This window comes from Vibrio sp. 10N.237.312.B06, from assembly GCF_041464685.1.
Classification (GTDB): domain Bacteria; phylum Pseudomonadota; class Gammaproteobacteria; order Enterobacterales; family Vibrionaceae; genus Vibrio; species Vibrio tasmaniensis_A.
The window spans coordinates 18,251-41,678 of sequence record NZ_JBFSPI010000041.1 but is presented as its reverse complement, the minus strand read 5'-3'; the positions used below and the strand labels follow the sequence as shown (position 1 = coordinate 41,678).

At 45.1% G+C, this 23,428-nt stretch carries 16 protein-coding genes; all 16 read right to left on the bottom strand.

The features are described from left to right. Nucleotides 1-113 precede the first annotated feature (113 nt). The 16 genes from carB to murE all read right to left on the bottom strand — a co-directional run bounded on the left by carB (nt 114) and on the right by murE (nt 23,410). Nucleotides 114-3,344, bottom strand: a complete 3,231-nt coding sequence (carB, locus tag AB6C75_RS12805; protein ID WP_372107935.1) for a carbamoyl-phosphate synthase large subunit — start codon at nt 3,342-3,344, stop codon at nt 114-116. 16 nt (nt 3,345-3,360) lie between these two features. Further along, nucleotides 3,361-4,533 carry a glutamine-hydrolyzing carbamoyl-phosphate synthase small subunit gene (gene carA / locus AB6C75_RS12800; RefSeq protein ID WP_017077691.1) on the bottom strand — a complete coding sequence of 391 codons (1,173 nt, stop codon included), beginning with the start codon at nt 4,531-4,533 and terminating at the stop codon, nt 3,361-3,363. A 503-nt stretch (nt 4,534-5,036) separates the two neighbouring features. Further along, nucleotides 5,037-5,861, bottom strand: coding sequence for a 4-hydroxy-tetrahydrodipicolinate reductase (dapB, locus tag AB6C75_RS12795; protein ID WP_020477212.1), 825 nt, complete (start codon nt 5,859-5,861; stop codon nt 5,037-5,039). A 92-nt stretch (nt 5,862-5,953) separates the two neighbouring features. Then, nucleotides 5,954-6,352, bottom strand: coding sequence for an 8-oxo-dGTP diphosphatase MutT (gene mutT / locus AB6C75_RS12790; RefSeq protein ID WP_371709197.1), 399 nt, complete (start codon nt 6,350-6,352; stop codon nt 5,954-5,956). Between the two features lie 357 nt (nt 6,353-6,709). After that, nucleotides 6,710-9,436, bottom strand: a complete 2,727-nt coding sequence (gene secA / locus AB6C75_RS12785) for a preprotein translocase subunit SecA (protein WP_135444447.1) — start codon at nt 9,434-9,436, stop codon at nt 6,710-6,712. Between the two features lie 388 nt (nt 9,437-9,824). Beyond that, complete coding sequence (gene lpxC / locus AB6C75_RS12780; RefSeq protein WP_009848388.1) at nt 9,825-10,742, bottom strand: UDP-3-O-acyl-N-acetylglucosamine deacetylase; 918 nt, start codon at nt 10,740-10,742, stop codon at nt 9,825-9,827. Between the two features lie 96 nt (nt 10,743-10,838). After that, nucleotides 10,839-12,068 (bottom strand): cell division protein FtsZ, encoded by a 1,230-nt coding sequence (gene ftsZ / locus AB6C75_RS12775; protein ID WP_012603216.1) that lies wholly within the window; start codon nt 12,066-12,068, stop codon nt 10,839-10,841. A 31-nt stretch (nt 12,069-12,099) separates the two neighbouring features. Continuing rightward, a complete protein-coding gene (ftsA, locus tag AB6C75_RS12770) occupies nt 12,100-13,368 on the bottom strand; it encodes a cell division protein FtsA (protein ID WP_004729844.1) in 1,269 nt (422 codons plus the stop codon). Beyond that, nucleotides 13,361-14,140: a cell division protein FtsQ/DivIB gene (locus tag AB6C75_RS12765; RefSeq protein ID WP_372107934.1), complete on the bottom strand. Its 780-nt coding sequence runs from the start codon at nt 14,138-14,140 to the stop codon at nt 13,361-13,363. The genes ftsA and AB6C75_RS12765 overlap by 8 nt, the downstream gene beginning before the upstream one ends. Nucleotides 14,141-14,331: 191 nt before the next feature. Further along, nucleotides 14,332-15,792, bottom strand: coding sequence for a UDP-N-acetylmuramate--L-alanine ligase (gene murC / locus AB6C75_RS12760; protein WP_135384534.1), 1,461 nt, complete (start codon nt 15,790-15,792; stop codon nt 14,332-14,334). A 13-nt stretch (nt 15,793-15,805) separates the two neighbouring features. Beyond that, nucleotides 15,806-16,867: an undecaprenyldiphospho-muramoylpentapeptide beta-N-acetylglucosaminyltransferase gene (gene murG / locus AB6C75_RS12755; RefSeq protein ID WP_372107933.1), complete on the bottom strand. Its 1,062-nt coding sequence runs from the start codon at nt 16,865-16,867 to the stop codon at nt 15,806-15,808. Nucleotides 16,868-16,879: 12 nt separating this feature from the next. Further along, nucleotides 16,880-18,076 carry a cell division protein FtsW gene (gene ftsW / locus AB6C75_RS12750; RefSeq protein ID WP_372107932.1) on the bottom strand — a complete coding sequence of 399 codons (1,197 nt, stop codon included), beginning with the start codon at nt 18,074-18,076 and terminating at the stop codon, nt 16,880-16,882. Between the two features lie 22 nt (nt 18,077-18,098). Next, nucleotides 18,099-19,415 carry a UDP-N-acetylmuramoyl-L-alanine--D-glutamate ligase gene (murD, locus tag AB6C75_RS12745; RefSeq protein WP_372107931.1) on the bottom strand — a complete coding sequence of 439 codons (1,317 nt, stop codon included), beginning with the start codon at nt 19,413-19,415 and terminating at the stop codon, nt 18,099-18,101. A 58-nt stretch (nt 19,416-19,473) separates the two neighbouring features. Next, complete coding sequence (mraY, locus tag AB6C75_RS12740; RefSeq protein WP_102250319.1) at nt 19,474-20,556, bottom strand: phospho-N-acetylmuramoyl-pentapeptide-transferase; 1,083 nt, start codon at nt 20,554-20,556, stop codon at nt 19,474-19,476. After that, nucleotides 20,553-21,926: a UDP-N-acetylmuramoyl-tripeptide--D-alanyl-D-alanine ligase gene (murF, locus tag AB6C75_RS12735; protein WP_372107930.1), complete on the bottom strand. Its 1,374-nt coding sequence runs from the start codon at nt 21,924-21,926 to the stop codon at nt 20,553-20,555. The genes mraY and murF overlap by 4 nt, the downstream gene beginning before the upstream one ends. Continuing rightward, nucleotides 21,926-23,410, bottom strand: a complete 1,485-nt coding sequence (murE, locus tag AB6C75_RS12730) for a UDP-N-acetylmuramoyl-L-alanyl-D-glutamate--2,6-diaminopimelate ligase (protein ID WP_372107929.1) — start codon at nt 23,408-23,410, stop codon at nt 21,926-21,928. The genes murF and murE overlap by 1 nt, the downstream gene beginning before the upstream one ends. Nucleotides 23,411-23,428 lie beyond the last annotated feature (18 nt).

Sequence of the window (23,428 nt, the reverse complement as noted above, 5' to 3'; positions counted from 1 at the left end):
CCCAGCCAAATATCCGTTCAGGTTCAAGCAATAATGCTTATCCGAACGGCATTAACTCCGAAGAGTGGGCTTTGAGCATTTATATCCGCTTAACAGCGATACGCGTTAGTCTATTAAGCTAGAGAAGCTTTAACTTGTGCGTGTAGCTCTTGAACTGAAGTTACTGACGTTTTTGCGTCTGCAGTGTGCGCCATACAAGTCGCGAATGCTGCGTTTAGCGTAGTCGTGTAGTTCACTTTCTCAGCCAATGCGCCACGACGAAGAACTTTAGAATCTTCAATCGCTTGACGGCCAGCCGCAGTGTTCACGATGTACGTGTACTCGTTGTTCTTGATACGGTCAAGAATGTGAGGACGACCTTCGTGTACCTTGTTTACTAGACGTGGGTTAATGCCCGCTTCGCCAAGGATAACTGCAGTACCGTGTGTTGCGTCTAGCTGGTAACCAAGCTTAGATAGCTTAGATGCTAGGTCAACAACGCGCTCTTTGTCGCCTTCACGAACAGAAAGAAGTGCACGGCCGCCTTCTGGGTAGATGTTGCCACAACCCAATTCAGCTTTAGAGTATGCTTCAGCAAACGTTGCACCAACACCCATAACTTCACCAGTAGAGCGCATTTCTGGGCCTAATAGTGGGTCAACACCAGGGAATTTGTTGAACGGAAGTACCACTTCTTTCACTGAGTAGTATGGTGGGATGATTTCTTTCGTAAAGCCTTGAGACTCTAGCGATTGACCCGCCATAACACGAGCTGCAATCTTAGCGACTGCTGCGCCTGTTGCTTTCGATACAAACGGTACTGTACGTGCGGCACGAGGGTTAACCTCGATTAGGTACACTTGGTTGTTCTTAACAGCAAACTGCGTATTCATTAGACCACGAACACCCAACTCGAACGCTAGCTTTTCAACTTGCTCACGCATTACGTCTTGGATTTCTTGGCTTAACGTGTAAGCCGGAAGAGAACATGCTGAGTCACCTGAGTGAACACCCGCTTGCTCGATATGCTCCATGATACCCGCAATAACAACGCGCTCACCGTCACAAATCGCATCAACGTCCACTTCAACAGCATCGTCTAGGAAGCTATCAAGTAGTACTGGAGATTCGTTTGAAACGCTAACTGCTTCGTTGAAGTAGCGGCGTAAGTCTTGCTCGTCGTATACGATTTCCATCGCTCGACCACCAAGAACATAAGAAGGACGAACAACCAATGGGAAACCGATTTCGCGAGATTTCTCTACCGCTTGCTCCATTGTTGTTACTGTCGCGTTTTCTGGTTGTAGAAGACCAAGACGGTCAACAGCAACTTGGAAACGCTCACGGTCTTCTGCACGGTCGATTGCGTCTGGGCTAGTACCAATGATTGGTACGCCAGCAGCTTCAAGCTCACGAGCCAGTTTCAGTGGTGTTTGACCACCGTACTGAACGATAACACCTTTTGGCTTCTCAACACGAACGATTGCTAGTACGTCTTCCAGAGTTACTGGTTCAAAGTACAGACGGTCAGACGTATCATAGTCTGTCGAAACTGTCTCAGGGTTACAGTTAACCATGATTGTTTCGTAGCCATCTTCACGTAGTGCTAGAGATGCATGTACACAACAGTAATCGAATTCAATACCTTGGCCGATACGGTTTGGACCGCCGCCTAAGATCATGATTTTCTCTTTGTCTGTTGGGTTCGATTCACATTCGTCATCGTAAGATGAGTACATGTAAGCCGTATCAGAAGAGAACTCAGCCGCACACGTATCTACACGCTTGTAGACTGGGTGAATATCGTATTGGTCACGTAGACGACGAATTTCACTTTCAGCCACACCTAGAATCTTAGACAGGCGAGCATCAGCAAAACCTTTACGCTTAAGCTTCATTAGCTCGTCTTTATTCAGACCAGCAAAGCCTTTCGCTTTAAGTTCTTGCTCTAGTTTTACGATGTCTTCGATTTGAACTAGGAACCAACGGTCAATTTGCGTTAGGTTGAATACACCATCAACTGACATACCAGCACGGAAAGCATCTGCGATGTACCAAATACGGTCAGAACCAGCTTCTTTAAGCTCATGGCGAATCGTCGTTAGTGCGTCAGGTGCATCTAGGTCGACCATTTCGTCAAAACCAGTTGCGCCAACTTCTAGACCGCGAAGTGCTTTCTGTAGAGATTCTTGTTGGTTACGACCGATAGCCATAACTTCACCAACCGACTTCATTTGAGTCGTTAGACGGTCGTTAGCACCTGCAAACTTCTCGAAGTTAAAACGAGGAATCTTAGTTACAACGTAATCGATTGTTGGTTCGAATGATGCTGGTGTTGCGCCACCAGTGATGTCATTCATTAGCTCGTCTAGCGTAAAGCCAACAGCCAGTTTCGCTGCAATCTTAGCGATTGGGAAACCTGTTGCTTTAGAAGCAAGTGCAGAAGAACGAGATACACGTGGGTTCATCTCGATGATAACCATACGGCCATCTTTCGGGTTAATACCAAACTGTACGTTTGAGCCACCCGTTTCAACACCAATCTCACGCAGTACCGCTAGAGAAGCGTTACGCATTAGTTGATATTCTTTGTCTGTTAGCGTTTGAGCAGGAGCCACAGTGATCGAGTCACCAGTGTGAATACCCATTGGGTCAAAGTTTTCAATCGCACATACGATGATGCAGTTGTCGTTCTTGTCGCGAACCACTTCCATCTCATACTCTTTCCAACCGATAAGTGACTCATCGATTAGAAGTTCGTTGGTTGGAGAAAGATCCAGACCACGACGACAAATTTCTTCAAATTCTTCTTTGTTATAAGCGATACCACCGCCTGTACCACCCATCGTAAACGATGGACGAATGATACAAGGGAAACCAACCATTTCTTGAACTTTGTAAGCTTCTTCCATCGTTTTCGCTGTATCAGCCGTTGGACACTCAAGACCAATAGCTTTCATTGCTTTATCAAAACGAGAGCGGTCTTCAGCTTTATCGATAGCGTCAGCAGTTGCGCCAATCATCTCTACGCCGAACTCTTCAAGTACGCCGTATTTTTCTAAATCTAACGCACAGTTAAGTGCAGTTTGGCCGCCCATTGTCGGTAAAACTGCATCAGGCTTCTCTTTAGCGATGATGTTACGAACCACTTCCCATTGGATAGGTTCGATGTAAGTCGCATCAGCCATGTCTGGGTCAGTCATGATTGTCGCTGGGTTCGAGTTTACAAGAATAACTCGGTAACCTTCTTCGCGAAGTGCTTTACAAGCTTGAGCACCAGAGTAATCAAACTCACATGCTTGACCGATAACAATCGGACCAGCACCTAGAATTAGAACACTTTTAATGTCAGTACGTTTTGGCATTATCTACTACTCCGGATTACGCTTTGTCTTGTTTGTTTGCAACAGACTGGTTAATTAATTCAATGAAGTGGTCGAATAGCGGCGCCGCATCTTCTGGACCTGGACTTGCTTCTGGGTGACCTTGGAAGCTAAATGCTGGTTTGTCTGTACGGTGGATACCTTGTAGAGAACCATCAAATAGAGACTTATGAGTCGCTCGTAATGTCTCTGGAAGCGTATCTTCGTCAGCAGCAAAGCCGTGGTTTTGTGAAGTAATCATCACAACATCACGATCTAAATCTTTAACCGGGTGGTTTGCACCGTGGTGACCAAACTTCATTTTCACTGTCTTAGCGCCTGACGCAAGAGCAAGAATCTGGTGACCTAGACAGATACCAAAGATTGGTAAACCTTTTTCTAGGAACACTTTTGTTGCTTCAATTGCGTAAGTACATGGTTCTGGGTCACCAGGGCCATTTGAAAGGAAAACACCGTCTGGGTTCAGAGCAAGTACTTCTTCAGCAGAAGTCTCAGCAGGAACAACCGTTAGGCGGCAGCCGCGGTCAACAAGCATTCGTAAGATGTTTCGTTTTGCACCGAAGTCATAAGCAACAACGTGGTATGGCAATTCAGAGTCTGCTTTCGCTTCAGGAAGTCCACCCGTAAGCGTCCACGAACCTTGTTTCCATTGATACGCTTCTTTTGTTGTAACTTCTTTCGCAAGGTCCATACCTTTCAGGCCAGGGAATTCTTTTGCTTTAGCTAGAGCCAAAGCTTCGTCTAAATTTCCATCATTTACTGAAGAGCCAGCTACGATACAACCGTTCTGTGCGCCTTTTTCACGAAGAATACGCGTCAGCTTACGAGTATCGATATCAGCGATACCAACAACGTTTTGCGACTTAAGGTAATCAGAAAGGGATTGTTCATTACGGAAGTTAGAAGCGATTAGAGGGAGATCGCGAATCACAAGGCCTTGAGCGTGGATTGAAGAAGATTCTTCATCTTCGGAATTGGTTCCGGTATTGCCAATGTGAGGGTAAGTAAGGGTAACGATTTGTTGAGAATAGGAAGGATCAGTGAGGATTTCTTGGTACCCCGTCATCGAGGTATTAAAAACGACTTCACCAACTGCAGAACCTACAGCGCCAATGGCTTCACCGTGAAATACTGTCCCATCTTCTAGGACGAGTAGTGCTGACTTCTTCAAGACAACCTCCAGAAATAAAAATGCATTAAAATTGATTTAATTTGCAAATCTACCTTCCTGCAACACCAAAAACTGCGTGTTTATGGAAATTAGACAAATTGGCGGTATTTTAGTGATCTGCGTGATACGTGTCAACATTTAACGCAAAAGAAATTAAACATTTGTAATAACTAATTCAATTTTCCCCATCAAAGCTTCAAAAGTTCAACTTTCATACTCTATTAATAGGAATATTACGATTTTCTAATTTTCTCCCGTCATTTTCACCCACCGTTAGGTGGCAAAAATATCACCAACAAAACGCAATCGATAAATACAATGAGTAAGCACGTAGATTTAAAGCTTTAAATCAAAAATAACAACCAAACAGCGATAAACAACAACTAAATGCAGTTCTAATCAGGAAAATCGGAGAATAAGAAGAAAGTGACCAAGAGGAGTTTAAGTAGAAAAAAGGGGCAAATAAAGAAAGCGCCGGCAATTGCCAGCGCATAAATATCTATTTACAGGTCATTCAAACCAAGGACGTCTGTCATGGTATAAAAGCCTGCTGGTTTATCATTTAACCAAACTGCGGCCTTGATTGCGCCATTGGCAAAGGTCATTCTATCCGTTGCTTTATGGGTAATTTCTACTCGCTCACCGATATCAGCAAACATAGCGGTATGCTCACCAATAATGTCACCGGCACGAATTGTCGCAAAACCGATCTCATCTTTGGTACGCTCGCCCGTAATGCCTTCGCGTGACCAGACTGCGACATCGTTTAGCTCATTGCCCATCGCACCAGCGATCGCTTCGCCCATACCAATTGCAGTACCAGAAGGCGCATCGACTTTATGACGGTGATGAGCCTCAACGATCTCGACATCACAGTAATCGCCCATCACTTTAGCGGCCTTCTCTAACAACTTAAAAACCAAGTTCACACCAACGCTATAGTTCGGTGCCATTACGATAGCCATCTCTTTTGAAGCCGCATCGATAACCTGCTTTTCTTCTTCAGAGAAACCCGTAGTGCCGATGATCAGTTTTTTACCGTGACGTTTACAAAGTTCAATATTCGCTAATGTGCTTACAGGTGCGGTAAAGTCGACGATCACGTCAAACTGTTCAATCGCTTTCGAAAGGTCATCAACTAGAGCCACATCAAAACGACCTTCACCGCATAACTCGCCGACGTCAACACCGACCAAAGATGATTCTGGACGTTCTGAACCAGCACCAACGCTTGCTTCTGAATTATGGTGAGCGGCTTTCACCAAGTTACGACCCATACGGCCAGCTGCTCCTGCAATTGCAATTCTTACCACTGCGAATATCTCCATTGTTTTGGTTACCGTTGCCACTTATCTCTTGCAGCAACGTTCAATCGATTAATCTCTTTAAACTAACAACAATCTCAAACTCAGGCTAGCAATTACGAAAACTCTTTTATTACTCGCTCTAAAATTGGCACGTTTGCTTCGGGGAAGGCGTATTGATTCAATGATTCAAGATCGACCCATTCACCTTGTTGACCTTCTTTACCATAAGGCTGCTCTTCAAAATCAGTAACTAAGATAAAATCAAACTTAAGCGACTTATCTGTGTAATCAAATTCCAAGTGTTCAAACAGAGACTGTTCTGTCACCTTAATACCAATTTCTTCATCAAGTTCACGAGCCATTGCTTGTTCAATGGTTTCACCCACTTCAACCTTACCTCCAGGAAACTCCCAGAAGCCGCCTTTATGCTTGTCGTCTGGGCGTTTAGTAATAAAGACCTGTGACTTATCTTGGTTGAAGATAATACCCGCGACAATATGGATTCTTTTCATATGATGATGTTCCTTAATAAACGCTTCGCTCAAGCAGCCCCTGAATACGTCATCCTCAAGAAGGAGTAACGACTGAGTTGGGAAGCTAATACAACAACCTTAAGCCAAACTATCAAACAAGATTCCCTACTGCGCTCGTTCCTCGCTATAGGGAATGACGACTTTCCTTTCGACAAAAAGATAAGTCATGAAATTTACATACAAAAAGAGCCGCCTAAGCGACTCTTTTTAATAGCAGTAAGTTTTTGTGAAGCTAAGTTGTAACGCGTTAAGTGCAAGGAGGAGGCACGGAGCTTACGTTAGTAAGTGAGTACCTCCGACACTGCAATTATCCGTTACAGCGAAGGTTCACCAAACTTAGTCAATTTTACCGTGACACTGTTTGTACTTCTTGCCGCTTCCACATGGACATGGTTCGTTACGACCCACTTTACGCTCATCGCGTACTACCGTTTGTGGAGATGCCGCATCCGCTTCATCGTCAGCTAGCTGGTTTTCAGCCGTTGCATGTTGTGCTTGTGCACGACGCGCCGCTTGTTCAGCTTGAGCTTGACGTTGAGCTTCCATCTTTTCAACTTCTTCTTGTTGCTGAACACGAACTTTAGAAAGGATGGTCACAACGTCTGTTTTCAGTACATCTAGTAGGCCTTCAAACAGTTCAAACGACTCGCGCTTGTACTCTTGTTTCGGGTTCTTCTGAGCATAACCACGTAAGTGGATACCTTGACGAAGGTGATCCATCGCAGCCAAGTGCTCTTTCCAAAGGCCGTCTAGCGTTTGTAGCATCACAGACTTTTCGAAGTTACGCAGTACTTGAGCACCAACCACTTCTTCTTTCTGTTTGTACGAATCTACCGCCATAGCAAGAATGCGCTCACGCAATGCTTCTTCATAAAGCTTGTCGTCTTCGTCTAACCAACCTTGAATATCAAAGTCTAGGTCGAAGTCATTCTTCAGACGATCTTGCAGACCCGCGATATCCCACATGTCTTCAAGAGATTGAGGAGCGATGTATTCATCAATGACTGACGCCAGTACATCTTCACGGTTGTGTTCGATCATCTCGCTGATGTCATCAGAACTCATCAGTTCATCACGTAGCTCATAAACAACCTTACGTTGGTCATTGGCTACATCATCGTACTCAAGAAGCTGCTTACGGATGTCGAAGTTACGACCTTCCACTTTACGTTGAGCTTTTTCAATTGAGCGAGATAACATCTTAGATTCAATCGCTTCGCCTTCGTCCATACCACTTTGGATAAGACCAGCCATACGATCAGACGTAAAGATACGTAGCAGAGAATCTTCCATTGATAGGTAGAAACGAGAAGAACCTGCATCACCTTGACGACCAGAACGACCACGTAGTTGGTTATCGATACGGCGAGATTCATGACGCTCAGTACCAATGATGTGCAGACCACCTGACTCAAGAACTGTATCGTGGATAACTCTCCAGTCAGCTTTGATCTTGTCGATCTGCTCTTTCGTTGGATTATCTAGCTTCTCAATTTGTGCCTGCCAGCTACCACCTAACACGATATCGGTACCACGACCTGCCATGTTAGTTGCGATAGTTACCGCACTCGGCATACCAGCTTGCGCAACGATCTCAGCTTCCATCTCATGGAACTTAGCATTTAGTACGTTGTGCTTAATTTTTGCTTTTTTCAATGCGTTAGACAGCAGTTCAGATTTCTCGATAGAAACCGTACCAACCAGTGATGGCTGACCAGCCGCAACACGGTCTTTGATGTCTTCAATGATCGCATTGAACTTGTCTTCTTCAGTACGATAAACCACATCTGGCATATCGTTGCGAACCATAGGCTTGTTGGTTGGGATAACCACCGTTTCTAGGCCGTAGATAGACTGGAATTCGAAAGCTTCAGTATCAGCAGTACCTGTCATACCTGACAGTTTTTCGTACAGTCGGAAGAAGTTCTGGAATGTAATCGAGGCTAGCGTTTGGTTTTCATTTTGAATCTTCACACCTTCTTTAGCTTCAACAGCTTGGTGTAAACCTTCAGACCAACGACGACCTGGCATAGTACGACCAGTATGTTCATCAACGATAACCACTTCGCCTTCTTCAGTAACGATGTAGTCGACGTTTTTCTCAAACAATACGTGTGCACGAAGCGCAGCATTCACATGGTGCAATAGGCTGATATTGGTTGGAGAGTAAAGTGTGTCACCCTCTTCCATCAAGCCGTTTTTGACCATTAGTTCTTCTACAAATTCTTGACCGTTTTCAGTCAGGTGAACCTGTTTTGATTTTTCGTCCATGGTGTAGTGACCTTCACCACGGTACTCTTCTGAATCTTCTTTATCTTGACGCTCTAGAGAAGGAATTAGAGTGTTAATGCGCGTATAAAGGTCAGAACTATCTTCAGCTGGGCCAGAGATAATTAACGGAGTACGAGCTTCATCAATTAAGATTGAGTCAACCTCATCGACTACAGCGAAGAAGCGCTCACGTTGAACTCGGTCTTCAGCACGAAAAGCCATGTTGTCACGAAGGTAATCAAAACCAAACTCGTTGTTTGTTCCGTATAGGATGTCAGCTTGGTACGCTTCTTTTTTCTCTGGCGGAGCCATGTTTGCCACATTCACGCCAACAGTCATGCCAAGGAATTCAAATAATGGACGGTTTGTTTCCGCATCACGCTTCGCTAGGTAATCGTTCACCGTTATTACGTGCACACCTTTGCTTGGTAGCGCGTTTAGATAAGCTGGTAGGGTTGCGGTAAGTGTCTTACCTTCACCAGTACGCATCTCTGCAATTTGGCCAGCATTTAGAACCATGCCACCAATCATTTGCACGTCAAAATGACGCATGCCGTAAACACGCTTCGACGCTTCACGTACCGTAGCGAATGCTTCAGGTAGAAGTTGATCTAACGATTCACCTTTATCTAAGCGCTCGCGAAACTCAACCGTTTTTGCTTTTAGCTCATCGTCTGAAAGAGCTTCAAACGTTGGTTCGAAGTTATTAATTTCTTTTACAATTTTTCTAAGGCGGCGCAGTGTTCTGTCATTGCGACTGCCAATTACCTTTGTCAGCAGCTTAGTAATCATGTGCTTGGAATCTCTTCGTTCTCAGATCGTCCGCGATCTATTTTAAATGCCGTCAGTCTCTACTAGCTATAAACTAGTCTTTAGTTACTAACCAAGGATACTGAGATAAATCTAGTATCTTTGATATTGTACTTGAGAGTAGAGTTTTCAAGGCTTTCGTTAAAATTAATGCCCTCTAGTGTAAGTAATTTTCACACCAACGACCATTTATAACCCCATTTGTTTGATGTGCTTGGTACTTTTCTTTCTAATTGTTGATGGATTAGCCAGACTGTAGCCAAATACTAGGCAACTTTTAAATACTGACGACACTGTATCTGGAAAATAGATACAAAAAAACCAGGTCAATGACCTGGTTTTCAAAATCTTATATTGTCGTAAACAACAATTACGCTAGAACCATTCCTGGTTCGGCAAACGCAACAGGAGAACCAACTTCTTCTTCGAATGTTGCCCATTCCCAAGCTTCTGCATCAGCAAGTACTGCGCGTAGTAGTTGATTATTTAGGCCGTGACCTGATTTGTATGCACGGAACTCACCGATAATAGCGTGTCCACACATGTAAAGGTCACCAATCGCATCTAGCACTTTATGCGTTACGAACTCGTTTTCGAAACGTAGACCTTCTTCATTAAGAATTCGGTATTCGTCTAGTACTATTGCGCAATCAAAGCTACCACCCAAACACAAGTTTTGTGATTGTAGATATTCAATATCACGCATGAAGCCGAAGGTACGAGCACGAGAAATTTCTTTCACAAAGCCTTGTGAAGAAAAATCAAACAACAGGTGCTGTTCATCAGATTCAATTGCTGGATGGTTGAATTCGATTTCGAAGTCCATACGGAAGCCGTTAAATGGCACAAACTCTGCCCACTTATCGCCATCTTCAAAACGGATTGGCTTTTTGATTCGAATAAAACGTTTCGCTGCATTCAGTGTTTCTACACCCGCTTGCTGTAGCAAGTATACGAATGGGCTTGCGCTACCATCCATAATTGGGATCTCTGGTGCATCGACTTCAACAATAATGTTGTCGATACCCATACCCGCTAGAGCTGCGTTAAGGTGTTCCACTGTAGAGATACGTACGCCTTCGTCATTAACAAGAGCAGTACATAACATAGTGTCACGAACTGACGCTGGATCAGCTGGGAAATCTACAGGTGGATTTACATCTGTACGACGATAAACAATACCTGTATTTGCAGCTGCCGGGCGAAGAGTAAGTGTGACTTTACGACCAGAGTGGAGACCCACACCAGTTGTTTTCACAATTTCTTTCAGAGTACGTTGTCTGATCATCTGCTTGCCTCGTTATCAGTGCTACAAATCACGGTCAGTATTTACCGACCGCGAATTTTACCATTAATTCGACGATAGTCAAACTTTGGGTATTTGTTAATCAGCCTGACGTCGTAAGAATGCCGGAATATCTAAGTATCCACTCTCTTTCTCAGCTTTAGGTGCTGCACTTTGGCTAGCGCCTGTACCTGAAGAAACAGGTGACGTTGTTGGCTGCGGCTTAACTTGAGGTTTTACCTCAGTTTTCTCTTGCAATGGTTGTGCCACTTTATCTTCCACTTTTGGTGCAGTTTGAGCCGCGACCTGTGGTTGAGGAGTTGGTGCAACCTTAGCTTTACCACCAGCAACTAATGTAATGTCTGGTTTTTTCTCTGTGCCGATACCTGTTGCTACAACAGTTACACGGATTTCATCCGTCATATCAGGGTCTAGAGAAGTACCAATCACAACTGTTGCGTTATCAGATGCGAATGCCTTAACTGTATTACCTACTGTTTCGAATTCATCTAAGCGCATATCTAGGCCCGCTGTGATGTTCACAAGAACGCCACGAGCGCCAGCTAGGTCGATGTCTTCTAGTAGTGGGCTAGAAATTGCCGTTTCAGCAGCTTCTTCAGCACGGTCTTCACCTTTTGCGATACCGCTACCCATCATTGCATGACCCATCTCTGACATCACGGTGCGAACATCCGCGAAATCGACGTTAATCATACCAGGGCGAGTAATTAGCTCAGCGATACCTTGTACAGCATTTTTAAGTACATCATTTGCACTTGCGAAAGCTTCTAGCAGAGTGACGCCGCGGCCAAGTACCTTAAGTAGCTTTTCATTTGGAATCGTAATTAAAGAATCCACATGCTTAGAAAGCTCTTCGATGCCTTGCTCAGCAAACGCTAAACGCTTTTTGCCTTCGAAGCTAAATGGCTTAGTTACAACAGCAACCGTTAGCACACCCAGCTCTTTCGCAACTTCAGCAATAACTGGAGCAGCACCTGTCCCCGTACCACCGCCCATACCAGCTGCGATAAATACCATATCGGCGCCAGTTAGAACTTCTTTAATTCTTTCTCGATCTTCGAGAGCTGCATCACGGCCTACTTGTGGGTTTGCACCAGCGCCCAAACCTTTAGTGATATCACCACCAATTTGGATCACGCTGCTAACGCTTGTTTTACGAAGTGCTTGTGCATCAGTGTTAACACTGATGAATTCTACACCTTCGATTGATTCACGCACCATGTGCTCAACAGCGTTACCGCCACCGCCACCAACTCCAACGACTTTAATTACTGCATCGTCAGACATTTCCATCATCGGTTCAAACATGTGTTATCTCCGTTTTTTCCTGCAACTCAGGTTAAAACTCTTTTTGTATCCAATTACGCAATTTACCAAATAAACCAGACATAGAAGGTGCTGAACGCTTAGGTTCGCTGTAATCACCTTCATCGCTGATCTGACAATCTCTTGCGTAATGAAGTAAACCAACCGCCGTAGAATGATACGGCTCTTTAACATAGTCGGTTAAACCACTAACTTCTAACGGCTTACCAACTCGAACTTGATTGCGGAAAACACGTTCCGCACACTCTACCAATCCGTCAATTTGTGCCGCTCCACCAGTGAGAACGACGCCAGCTGCAAGGTGGTGTTTAATACCTTCATCTCGTAGCTGTAATTGAACCGTATCAATAGTTTGGTTAACGAGCCCCATAAGTTCAGTGTAACGTGGTTCAATCACTTCCGACAAAGTTTGTCTTTGCAAACTTCTCGATGGACGGCCACCTACACTAGGGACGTTAACAGAATCATCCTTGCTTACGAGTTCACTCAGAGCGCAACCATGGTTTACTTTTATCTCTTCAGCATCGCTCACTGGCGTGCCAAAAGCGAAGGCAATATCACTGGTTACTGCATTTCCTGCGTAGGAAAAGACTTCTGTGTGTCGCAGTGCGCCGCCAGTCCAAATGGAAATATCCATCGTACCAGCACCAATATCAACAACACAGACTCCAAGCTCTCTCTCGTCGTCAGTAATTACCGCATTACTTGAGGCAAGTCCTGAAAACACGATTTGTTCTACAGTGAGACCACATCGTTCAACAGCTTTAATAATGTTTCTCGCCATGTCGCTATGGCAAGAAATTAGGTGAACACTGACTTCCATTCGAACACCAGATAAACCAAGAGGGTTCTTAATCCCTTCTTGATAATCAATGGTAAATTCTTGTGGGATCACGTGCAGAATTCTCTGCTCATCACCTATTTTAATTGATTTCGCGGTATGGATCGCTCGATCCATATCGTCTTGAGACACTTCTTCATCAGAGATAGTGCCCATACCTTTTTCAATTCGGCTTGCGATATGTTTACCCGATAGCGAGATAAATACATTGCTGATTTGGCATTCCGCCATCAACTCTGCTTGATCAATAGCTCGCTGAACCGACTTAACTACCGACTCTAGGTCGTTTACACCACCTTTATCCATACCTCTGGATGGGCTTTGCCCAGAACCAATGATATTGATTTGACCATCAGGCAATATTTCACCAACTAGAGCTGATATGGTCGCAGTGCCTATATCAAGACCAACGATTATGTTGTCATCTGCGGTCTTAGTCATCTGTACTCTCTTCTAACTCTTGCTCTGGAAACCAGCCTACAGCGGCTCCCGTATCGTACCTGAGGTCGATGTAGCTCACTTGATTCGCCTTACTACCTAATTCGTTGTAAAGCGAAATAAAGCGCTCAACACGCTCATCTAAAAAATCTTTACCTAATTCTAAACGAATACCGTTGTCTAGAATGATTTGCCAGGCGCGACGCTCATTGAGAACGAGCGAGGTAACGGTTAACCCTAGGCTGTTAATTAAAGGCGTTATCTGTCGCCACTTTTCAATCACTTGTTGGCTAGTGCCATCTGGACCGTAAAGTTTAACTCTATCACCCTTCAAAAGGCCAATATCACCATTAAACACCTGACCATCTTCATTCAACAGCATATTGCCATTCCAGATAGCTGCTGCATGATACTCAGTCAAAAATACTTTTATTGTGTCTGGCCACTGCTTACGAATCGAGACAACAGAAACCCAAGGCAACGCTTCTAAACTGTGTTGCAACACGCCAATATCTTGAGACATGAATGTTCCAATATGCTCTAGCTCGCCAAAGGCATGTTGAACATCACCAGCGGTTACATAAGTTAAGTCGCCTTGCAGTACTATTTTGGAGAGAGGCAATCGCTGATCGTCCCACATCCAAGTCAGTGTGGTATAGAAAAGAAATCCAATGAATAGCAATACCATGACAAAAAAAGACCCGCCTAAGGCGTGTTTCTTGAGCGACGGTAAACTGAATAGGTGGCGGTTTTCGCTAAAAGTACTTTCTACCAAAGCCCGCATTCCCTGTCGTTGGTTCGCAATTCTATTCCCTATCTTCGTAATAGAGGTAAAAGCACTTACTTTAACCTATGAATTATACTGAGCAAAACTAAACTATCAAACGTTGATAATAAGATTTTTGGTCAATTTTAGGTCAATCGCAAGAAGTGAGCGATTGACCACAGTCTGTAGACAGTATTCTGTTACGCGTTCTGCATCTTATTAATGTCTAACTGCAATGATTCCAACTGCTTCGCTACACGGCCAACGTCGCCCGCACCCTGCGTTAAAACAAGGTCACCGCCTTGAATTACGTTGGCTAAAGCCGATGGCAGTGCGTTGATATCGGCAACAAAGATTGGATCTATCTTACCACGCCCGCGAATAGTTCGACTTAATGAACGCCCGTCAGCCCCTGCAATAGGTTTCTCACCTGCAGAATAAACATCTAACAGAATTAGGACATCAACTTGTTCAAGAACGTTCGCAAAATCATCATACAGATCACGAGTACGGCTGTAACGGTGCGGTTGGAAGATCATAACAAGACGTTTATCAGTCCAGCCACTTCGTGCAGCTTGAATGGTCACGTCCACTTCGGTTGGGTGATGACCGTAATCATCAACCAGCATTGCAACGCCTTTACCTGTTTCGTACTCACCTAGATGATCGAAACGACGACCAGTACCTTCGGTTCCCGCCATCGCTTTTAGAATCGCTTCATCGCTAATGTCATCTTCTGTTGCAACAGCAATCGCTGCTGAGGCATTCAATGCATTGTGACGACCCGGAATGTTTAACGTGATATCAAGGTTAGCTTTACCTTCACGTACCACCGTAAACTTGCCTTGCTGGCCTTCTTGCACGTAGTTCTGAATACGAATATCCGCATCTTCTGAGAAACCGTAAGTAATCACTTGGCGGCTAACCTGAGGAATAAGCTCACGCACTACAGGATCATCAACACACATCACAGCCTGACCGTAGAATGGCAGGTTGTGTAAGAAATCAATAAACGTCTGCTTCAGCGTTTCAAAATCGCCGCCGTAAGTGTCCATATGATCCGCTTCAATGTTAGTGACGATACTAACCATTGGTTGCAGATGTAAGAATGACGCATCACTTTCATCAGCTTCAGCGATAAGAATACGGCTCGAACCTAAACGTGCGTTAGTACCTGCACTTTTCACCAAACCACCGTTTACGAAGGTTGGATCTAGGCCTGCTTCAGAGTAAATCTGTGTCACTAGCGCAGTCGTGGTTGTTTTACCGTGTGTACCTGCCACAGCAATGCCGTGACGAAAACGCATCAGCTCAGCCAGCATTTCAGCACGACGTACGATCGGTGTGCGCGCTTCACGAGCAGCAATAATTTCTGGGTTTTCTTCGTTGATAGCGGTTGAAACCACCACAACACTTGCATCGGCAACGTTACTTGCTTGGTGACCAACGTAAACAGTAGCCCCCTTGCTAACTAAGCGTTCTGTCACTGGGTTTTGAGCAATATCAGAACCTGTGATCTGGTAGCCTTCATTAAGCAAGACTTCAGCAATCCCGCTCATTCCGGCACCACCAATACCAATGAAGTGGATAGATTTAACACGGCGCATCTCTGGCACCATTGCACGGATTTGCGCTAAGTCTTGGGTATGTTCAATCGTCATCAATTCAATCTCATTATTTTGCTAAAGCTTTAATCGCTTCAGCGACAGTCACATCAGCATCAAGCTTGGCGGCTTGACGAGCTTTTGTTGCCATCATTTTTAATTCATTTCTATCAAGCTGCGCGATAGTGTTCGCGAGCTTATCAGCCGTTAGTTGAGGCTGTTCAATCATTAACGCCGCGCCACATTCTACTAAATGATCGGCATTCAACGCTTGTTGTCTGTCTTTGTGCATAAACGGAACGAAAATAGAACCTACACCAGCAGCAGACACTTCAGATACGGTTAATGCACCAGAGCGACACACTAATAGATCTGCCCACTCATAAGCTTGCGCCACATCATCAATAAATTCAGTCACTTGAACATTATCTACAGAATGTGATTTGTATTGTTCAATCACTTGCTGTTGATTGTTCTTACCTGCTTGATGCACCACAGTGAAACCTTCACCAAGCTGCGCCATCGTTACTGGCAAGGTATCGTTCAGGATTTTTGCGCCCTGACTGCCGCCCATAACCAAGATGCGGATGTCACCATCACGCTCAGCCATGCGTTGCTCGGGTTCAGCTAAGGCAACAACATCTTCGCGTACTGGGTTACCCACCACTTCTGCGGTAGGAAACGCACCAGGAAAAGCTTGGAAAACCTTTTTAGCAATCTTAGACAGCCATTGGTTGGTTAAACCTGCCACTGCATTTTGTTCATGTAGAACCACTGGAATACCAGATAACCAAGCCGCGATACCACCCGGGCCACTGACGTAACCACCCATGCCAAGCACCACATCAGGTTGCCATGCTTTAATATGTCGTCTGGCTTGAAGTATGGCATTAATAATCTGGAACGGCGCTTTAATTAGCTTGCTAATGCCTTGACCACGCAGGCCTTTCACCTTAATGAAGTCGATCTCAATACCATGCTTTGGCACCAGATCCGCTTCCATTCGGTCCGCAGTTCCTAACCAGCGAATTTCCCAACCTTGTTGCTGAAGCTTTTTCGCCACCGCTAACCCAGGGAAAACGTGACCGCCAGTACCACCAGCCATCACTAAAAGTTTTTTGTTTTGTTTCATAACGTTAGATTCTTATTCTACTAATTCGTTTTGATTGTCGGCTTGTTCTTTTTGTTGCACTCGGCATTCATGATCGATACGCAGCAGCATAGAAACCGCTACTGACATCACGATAAGGCTTGAGCCACCGTAACTGATCAGCGGTAAGGTTAACCCCTTGGTCGGAACAATACCTGAAGCGGCACCGACATTAACAAGCGTCTGAAAAGCAAACCAAATACCAATGCCAAACGCCAGATAACCGCTGAACACTTGGTCGTTTTCGAAGGCTTTTTTGCCAATAAAAATAGCTTTAAAAACCAAACTAAAGATCAACATCAACACCAAGGTTACGCCAACAAAGCCCAACTCTTCTGCCAGTACAGCAAAAACAAAATCGGTGTGAGCTTCAGGTAGGTACTCGAGTTTTTGAATTGAATTACCAAGCCCTTGTCCCATCCAATCACCACGACCGAACGCCATCAATGATTGAGTTAGCTGATAACCACTACCAAACGGGTCACTCCAAGGTTCCCAGAATGACGTAACACGTCGAACACGATAAGGCTCAATAACAATCAATCCCACAACGGCAGCAATACCTGCCACCATTAAGGCTATAAACTGTGAAAGCTTGGCGCCCGCGATAAATAACATGCCAAATAAGGTAACCAACATTACGACAACGGTACCCAAATCGGGCTGGCCAAGTAGCAACACCGCAAAGGCACCGAACACCATGATCGGTTTACCAAAACCACCGAAGAAGGTTTTTCTCACTTCATCCTGTTTACGAACCAAGTAGCCCGCCATAAAGATAAACAGAGATAACTTAGCGACTTCAGCAGGTTGTAAGTTAAACAGCCCGAGAGGAATCCAACGTGAGGCACCGTTAACCGACTTACCGACGGCTAACACCACCACTAGCAAAAAGAAGGATAAGCCCAATAGGTACATACTGTATTGAAACCAGCGTTTCATCGGGATTTGTAATATTACGCTGGATACACCTAACCCTAACACCAGGAAAATGGCGTGGCGGAACATGAAGTGAAACGGCTGATCGGTTAAACGAGCACTGATTGGGAACGAAGCCGACGTTACCATTACCAAGCCCGTCAGCATCAGTCCAAGAGCAATCCATACCAACTGACGATCGTAGAGCGCCTCTGGTGTGGCACGGTTAAGCCATTGCCAAATAGATTGATTAATCTCTTTCACTCTTTGCACTGAATGTTAGTCCTTCAACACGTTAGGCATACTCATGAGCAAGTTCAGTGAACGCATCACCTCTCGCCATGAAGTTATTAAATTGATCGAAGCTTGCACATGCAGGAGACAACATCACCATGTCCCCCGACACCAATTGTGCAGAGATACTCTCGATGATGTCACGCATGGTATCAAACGTCTTAGCCGATGGATGTAATGGCATAAATTGCGCAGCGTCTTCACCGAAGCAACACAGTTGTACGCGGTCTAGTTGCGCCAACACGGGGTTAAGCTCGCTAAAGTCAGCACCTTTGCCCACACCTCCGACTAAGAGATACAAAGTACCTTGGTATTCTAATCCCGACAGAGCCGCTAATGTACTGGCTACGTTGGTCGCTTTCGAGTCGTTAACCCATTTAATTTCGCGTTTGTCAGCCACTACTTGGCAACGATGCGTCAAACCATTGTAGGCTTTCAAAGCTTCAAGACTTTTACTGTAATCGATACCGACTTGCTTAAGCAGTGCTAAAGAGACTAAAGCATTCGCCACATTATGACGTCCAACCAATGTTAAATCTTGGCTAGGAAGTACAGGCTTGCCGTTGTCCGTTAGCCATTCAGTACCATCAATCGTCGCCACACCAAACCCTTGGTCGTCGAGTCCGAATGTCACTAATGGCATACTGTGGTCAGGATAAGTCTCTTTGTCTTCGCGGTTTACAATCGCGTACTGAGCGTTGTTAAAAATTCTTAATTTGGCGTCACGGTAATCGGCCATGCCTTGATAGCGATCCATATGATCTTCTGACAAGTTCAAAAAGGCCGCCGCTGCAAGGTTTAGACTGGATGTTGTCTCTAGCTGAAAGCTTGAAAGCTCAAGGACATATAAGTCGGCATCAAGCTCAAGTAGGTCTAAGGCAGGAATACCGATGTTGCCACCAACGCCAACGTTAAGACCGGCAGCTTTAGCAAGCACACCTGTTAAATCGGTCACAGTACTCTTACCATTGGAGCCTGTTATTGCCACGACGGGTTTGTTTATCGCCCAGCCAAACAGTTCAATATCGCCAACAACCGAAATACCCGCTTGAATAACATCTTGTATTTCAGGGGTCGCTAAGGCGATACCTGGGTTAGCAACCACTAAATCAGCTTCCGCTAACCATTGGCTATTCCAACTTCCAGAATGCAGCTCTACCGATTCAGGCAAAGATTCTTTTCCTGGTGGTAGCTCTCGCGTATCAATTACCTTCACATGCGTATGAGGTTGATATTTTACGAGATGTTTAACGACAGAGAGCCCGGTAATACCGAGCCCCACAACCACTACATTTTGAATATTTTGCCAATGTTCCATTTAAACAAGATGCTCTTAATAGTTTTAAAGAGCCTCTCATTAGGAGGCTCACATAGGATTAACGAACTTTCAGCGTTGCTAGGCCAACCAGTACTAATACCATTGAGATGATCCAAAAACGCACGATGACACGTGGTTCCGGCCAACCTTTCAGTTCATAGTGGTGGTGAATTGGTGCCATGCGGAAAATACGCTGACCGCGCAATTTGTAAGAGCCAACTTGCAGTATCACTGACAAGGTCTCCATTACAAACACACCGCCCATGATAACCAATACCAACTCTTGGCGAACTAACACAGCGATCACACCCAGAGCACCACCAAGCGCTAGCGAGCCAACATCGCCCATGAATACTTGTGCTGGGTAAGTGTTGAACCATAGGAAGCCAAGTCCGGCACCGACGATAGCAGTACATACAACAACCAGTTCAGAGGTGTATGGAATGTATGGAATGTGTAGATATGCTGCAAAGTTAACGTTGCCTGTTGCCCAAGCAATCACAGCAAAACCAGCAGCAACCATAACCGTTGGCATAATGGCCAAGCCGTCTAGGCCGTCGGTTAGGTTCACCGCGTTACTGGTACCTACAATAACAAAGTACGTTAGTACGATGTACAATAAACCTAATTGTGGCATCACATCTTTAAAGAAAGGCACTACGAGCTGTGTTGCCGCTGTATCGTGTCCATGAGCATACAGAGCAAATGCGACAACTAAAGCAATCGCCGATTGCCAGAAGTACTTCCAGCGAGCTATCAAGCCATCTGTGTTTTTGCGAACCACTTTACGGTAGTCATCAACAAAACCAACCGCGCCATAACCAGCAAGTACAACTAATACAGCCCAAACATAAGGATTCGAGAGATCAGCCCACATCAATACCGTAATAATGATCGCAGCAAGGATCATCACACCGCCCATGGTTGGCGTGCCACGTTTGCTGAAATGAGATTCAGGGCCGTCATTACGAACAACTTGGCCAATTTGTAGCATTTGCAGACGCTCAATTAAACGAGGTCCCATCCACAGTGACAGACATAACGCCGTCAAAATACTCGCGATTGCACGAAACGATAAGTATTCGAACAAACGGAAAAAAGAAAAGTGTGGCTGTAGTAGCTCTGCAAGCCAAATTATCATGAAAAGTTCTCCTTTAAAGCAGCGGCTATTTTACTCATTCCTGCACTATTCGCGCCTTTTACCAATAAGGTATGTGACACGCTTTCTGGCAAGCTTAGGTGCTGCTCTATGTGCGCGATCATCGCTTGATGCGTTGTAAAGTGGGTACCATTACAGACCTCACTAATCACCTTGGTATCATCACCGTAAGTAAGTACATGCTCAAAAGCGAATGGGGCAGCATATTCACCGACTTGACGGTGAAGTGCAAGGCTTTCATCGCCTAATTCAGCCATATTACCTAAAATTAACCAACGCTGACCTTTGAAGCTCGAGAGTAGCTTCGCTGCCGCCTTCATTGCTGGCACGCTGGCGTTGTAACTGTCATCTATGAGTTTGATATTCTGACTTAATTGTTGAACCTCAACTCGCCCTTTGACAGAGATCAGATTCGCTAAACCATTTTTCACCTCATCAAGCGAGGCTCCAAATTGGATGCTCAACGCTGCAGCTGCTAATGCATTCGCTACGTTATGTTGACCGATGATACCAAGCTCAACAAATATGGGTCCTTGAGGTGTCTGCATATCAAAGCACGCTTCACCTTGCTCATTGATGCGAATATTCTTGGCAAAATAATCCGCCTTGCTGTCGCTTTCTGAAAATGTCAGCACGCTTTTATCTGCAAGCACGTCATTCCAAAAGTCACCACCGTTGCTCTCTAGATTAACAATAGCAGTATCATCAGCAGCAAGCCCCTGAAAGATTTCACCTTTCGCTTGTTTCACACCATTGATAGACCCAAAGCCTTCTAGGTGCGCTGCAGCTACGTTATTAACTAATGCCACCTGTGGTTTCACAAGCTGCGTGGTATAGGCAATTTCACCAATGTGGTTCGCGCCCAGTTCTATCACGGCATAGTCGTCATTTGCTTCACTGCGCAGCAAGGTTAATGGCACTCCAATATCATTATTGAAGTTACCTGCGGTAAACAACACCTTGCCACGTTGCTGCAGAATGCTTGCCACCATCTCTTTAACCGTCGTTTTACCACAACTGCCTGTAATCGCCATGGTTGGCACGTCACACTGTTTGTGGATCCAAGCACTTAGCTTACCTAAAGCAAGTTTAGTGTCTTCAACAACCACCTGAGTAATATTTAGGTCAAGTTTTCGTTCGACTAACAACGCGCTCGCATTAGCCTCTACCGCTTGATGACAAAAGTCATGCGCATCAAAGCGCTCGCCAACAAGAGCAACAAACAGTGCGCCCTCTTCAACGGTTCGAGTGTCAGTAGAAACCGCATTAATAACACTATTGCTCGACTTGCCAGTCTCAATCAGCTGACCGCTCACCGCTGAACAAATCTGCTCGAGTGATACATCAATCATTATGAAATACCTAAAAGTTGTAGCGCAGACTCTCGATCTGAGTAATGGATCGTTTCGTCTTTCAATACTTGGTAATCCTCATGGCCTTTACCAGCCAAAAGAATAATGTCATTACTGCCAGCCTGTTCTAGGGCAAACTTAACCGCTTGATAGCGGTCGTGCTCGACGAATGCAGATTCAGGTTCGCTTAAACCAGCTAGCATGTCTTTAACAATCAGTGCAGGCTCTTCGCTGCGAGGGTTGTCATCTGAAATAATAATTTTGTCGGCAAACTGCTCTGCTGTAACTGCCATCATTGGGCGCTTACCTGTGTCGCGATCGCCACCACAACCGAAGATAGCCCACAGCTTTCCAGAGCAGTGTACACGCAATGCTGCCAATGCTTTTTCTAGCGCATCGGGCGTATGCGCGTAATCGACAACGACTTTTGCTTTGCTCGGAACTTGAAACAGTTCCATACGACCAATAACAGGTTGAAGCTGAGACGCGGTGTCGACCAAGGTTTGCTTGTCGATGCCTAATGAAAGCAAAGTCGCGAAAGCAACCAGTACGTTTGATGCGTTGAACTGACCAATCAATGGAACCGAAAGATCACCTTGCCCCCAGCTACCATCGAAAGAGAGCTTAATCCCAGTTTCTGCATAGGCGACATCAGATGCCCACACCGACTGTTGGTAATCAGACAACGGAAGCAATGAAACAGCTATTGCATTGGACAAATCTGCCATCCACGCTTTGCCGACTTCATCATCCACATTGATCACTGCATGTTTGCATTTGTGTTGAGTAAACAGGCTTTTTTTAGCCAATGCGTACTCTTCCATCGTGCCATGGTAATCAAGATGATCACGACTCAAGTTAGTAAATACACCAACCTCGAAGTCCAAAGCCTTTACCCGACCTTGGACCAAACCATGAGAAGAGATTTCCATCGCGGTATAAACTGCACTTTCCTCAGCCAACTCGCTCAGTGTGCGTTGTATTTCAATCGCGCTGCCTGTGGTATTAGCCGCTGTTTTTAGGTTATCTAAGAAGCCATTACCCGTGGTGCCCATTACCGCCGAACGCTGGCCGACCAAATCAAGCCACTGAGCAATCAATTGGGTGATGGTGGTTTTGCCATTGGTGCCGGTAACACCAATCAACTTAGTCGCTTGAGAAGAATAAACTCGGCCAGCCAGTTCAGAGAGAATTGAATTTAGCTCAGATACATAAACAACAGGAACAGCATTTAACCACTCAACCAAGCCATGAGCTTTGTCATCACTCGCTTGTGCAATGACAGCTTTCGCACCTTGAGCGACGGCTTTGTCGATAAAGCGACGACCATCAATGGCATGTCCAACAATGGCAACAAAAATATCACCTTCCTTGATTGCACGGCTATCCAACTCCAATTGCTCAACAGCAATCGCATCTAGCTCAAGTGAACTAAAGTCCCCCCAAAGAGAAAGTAAAGATGACAGCGTGAGGCTATTACTCATATTGAATCCTGATTGGCT

Excerpts from the sequence above, each read along its gene's own strand:
- secA (WP_135444447.1), bottom strand. The coding sequence starts at position 9,436 with ATGATTACTAAGCTGCTGACAAAGGTAATTGGCAGTCGCAATGACAGA.
- murD (WP_372107931.1), bottom strand. The coding sequence starts at position 19,415 with ATGGAACATTGGCAAAATATTCAAAATGTAGTGGTTGTGGGGCTCGGT.
- ftsZ (WP_012603216.1), bottom strand. The coding sequence starts at position 12,068 with ATGTTTGAACCGATGATGGAAATGTCTGACGATGCAGTAATTAAAGTC.
- dapB (WP_020477212.1), bottom strand. The coding sequence starts at position 5,861 with ATGGAGATATTCGCAGTGGTAAGAATTGCAATTGCAGGAGCAGCTGGC.
- carB (WP_372107935.1), bottom strand. The coding sequence starts at position 3,344 with ATGCCAAAACGTACTGACATTAAAAGTGTTCTAATTCTAGGTGCTGGT.
- murC (WP_135384534.1), bottom strand. The coding sequence starts at position 15,792 with ATGACGATTGAACATACCCAAGACTTAGCGCAAATCCGTGCAATGGTG.
- mutT (WP_371709197.1), bottom strand. The coding sequence starts at position 6,352 with ATGAAAAGAATCCATATTGTCGCGGGTATTATCTTCAACCAAGATAAG.
- mraY (WP_102250319.1), bottom strand. The coding sequence starts at position 20,556 with ATGATAATTTGGCTTGCAGAGCTACTACAGCCACACTTTTCTTTTTTC.
- murE (WP_372107929.1), bottom strand. The coding sequence starts at position 23,410 with ATGAGTAATAGCCTCACGCTGTCATCTTTACTTTCTCTTTGGGGGGAC.
- murF (WP_372107930.1), bottom strand. The coding sequence starts at position 21,926 with ATGATTGATGTATCACTCGAGCAGATTTGTTCAGCGGTGAGCGGTCAG.
- lpxC (WP_009848388.1), bottom strand. The coding sequence starts at position 10,742 with ATGATCAGACAACGTACTCTGAAAGAAATTGTGAAAACAACTGGTGTG.
- ftsA (WP_004729844.1), bottom strand. The coding sequence starts at position 13,368 with ATGACTAAGACCGCAGATGACAACATAATCGTTGGTCTTGATATAGGC.
- murG (WP_372107933.1), bottom strand. The coding sequence starts at position 16,867 with ATGAAACAAAACAAAAAACTTTTAGTGATGGCTGGTGGTACTGGCGGT.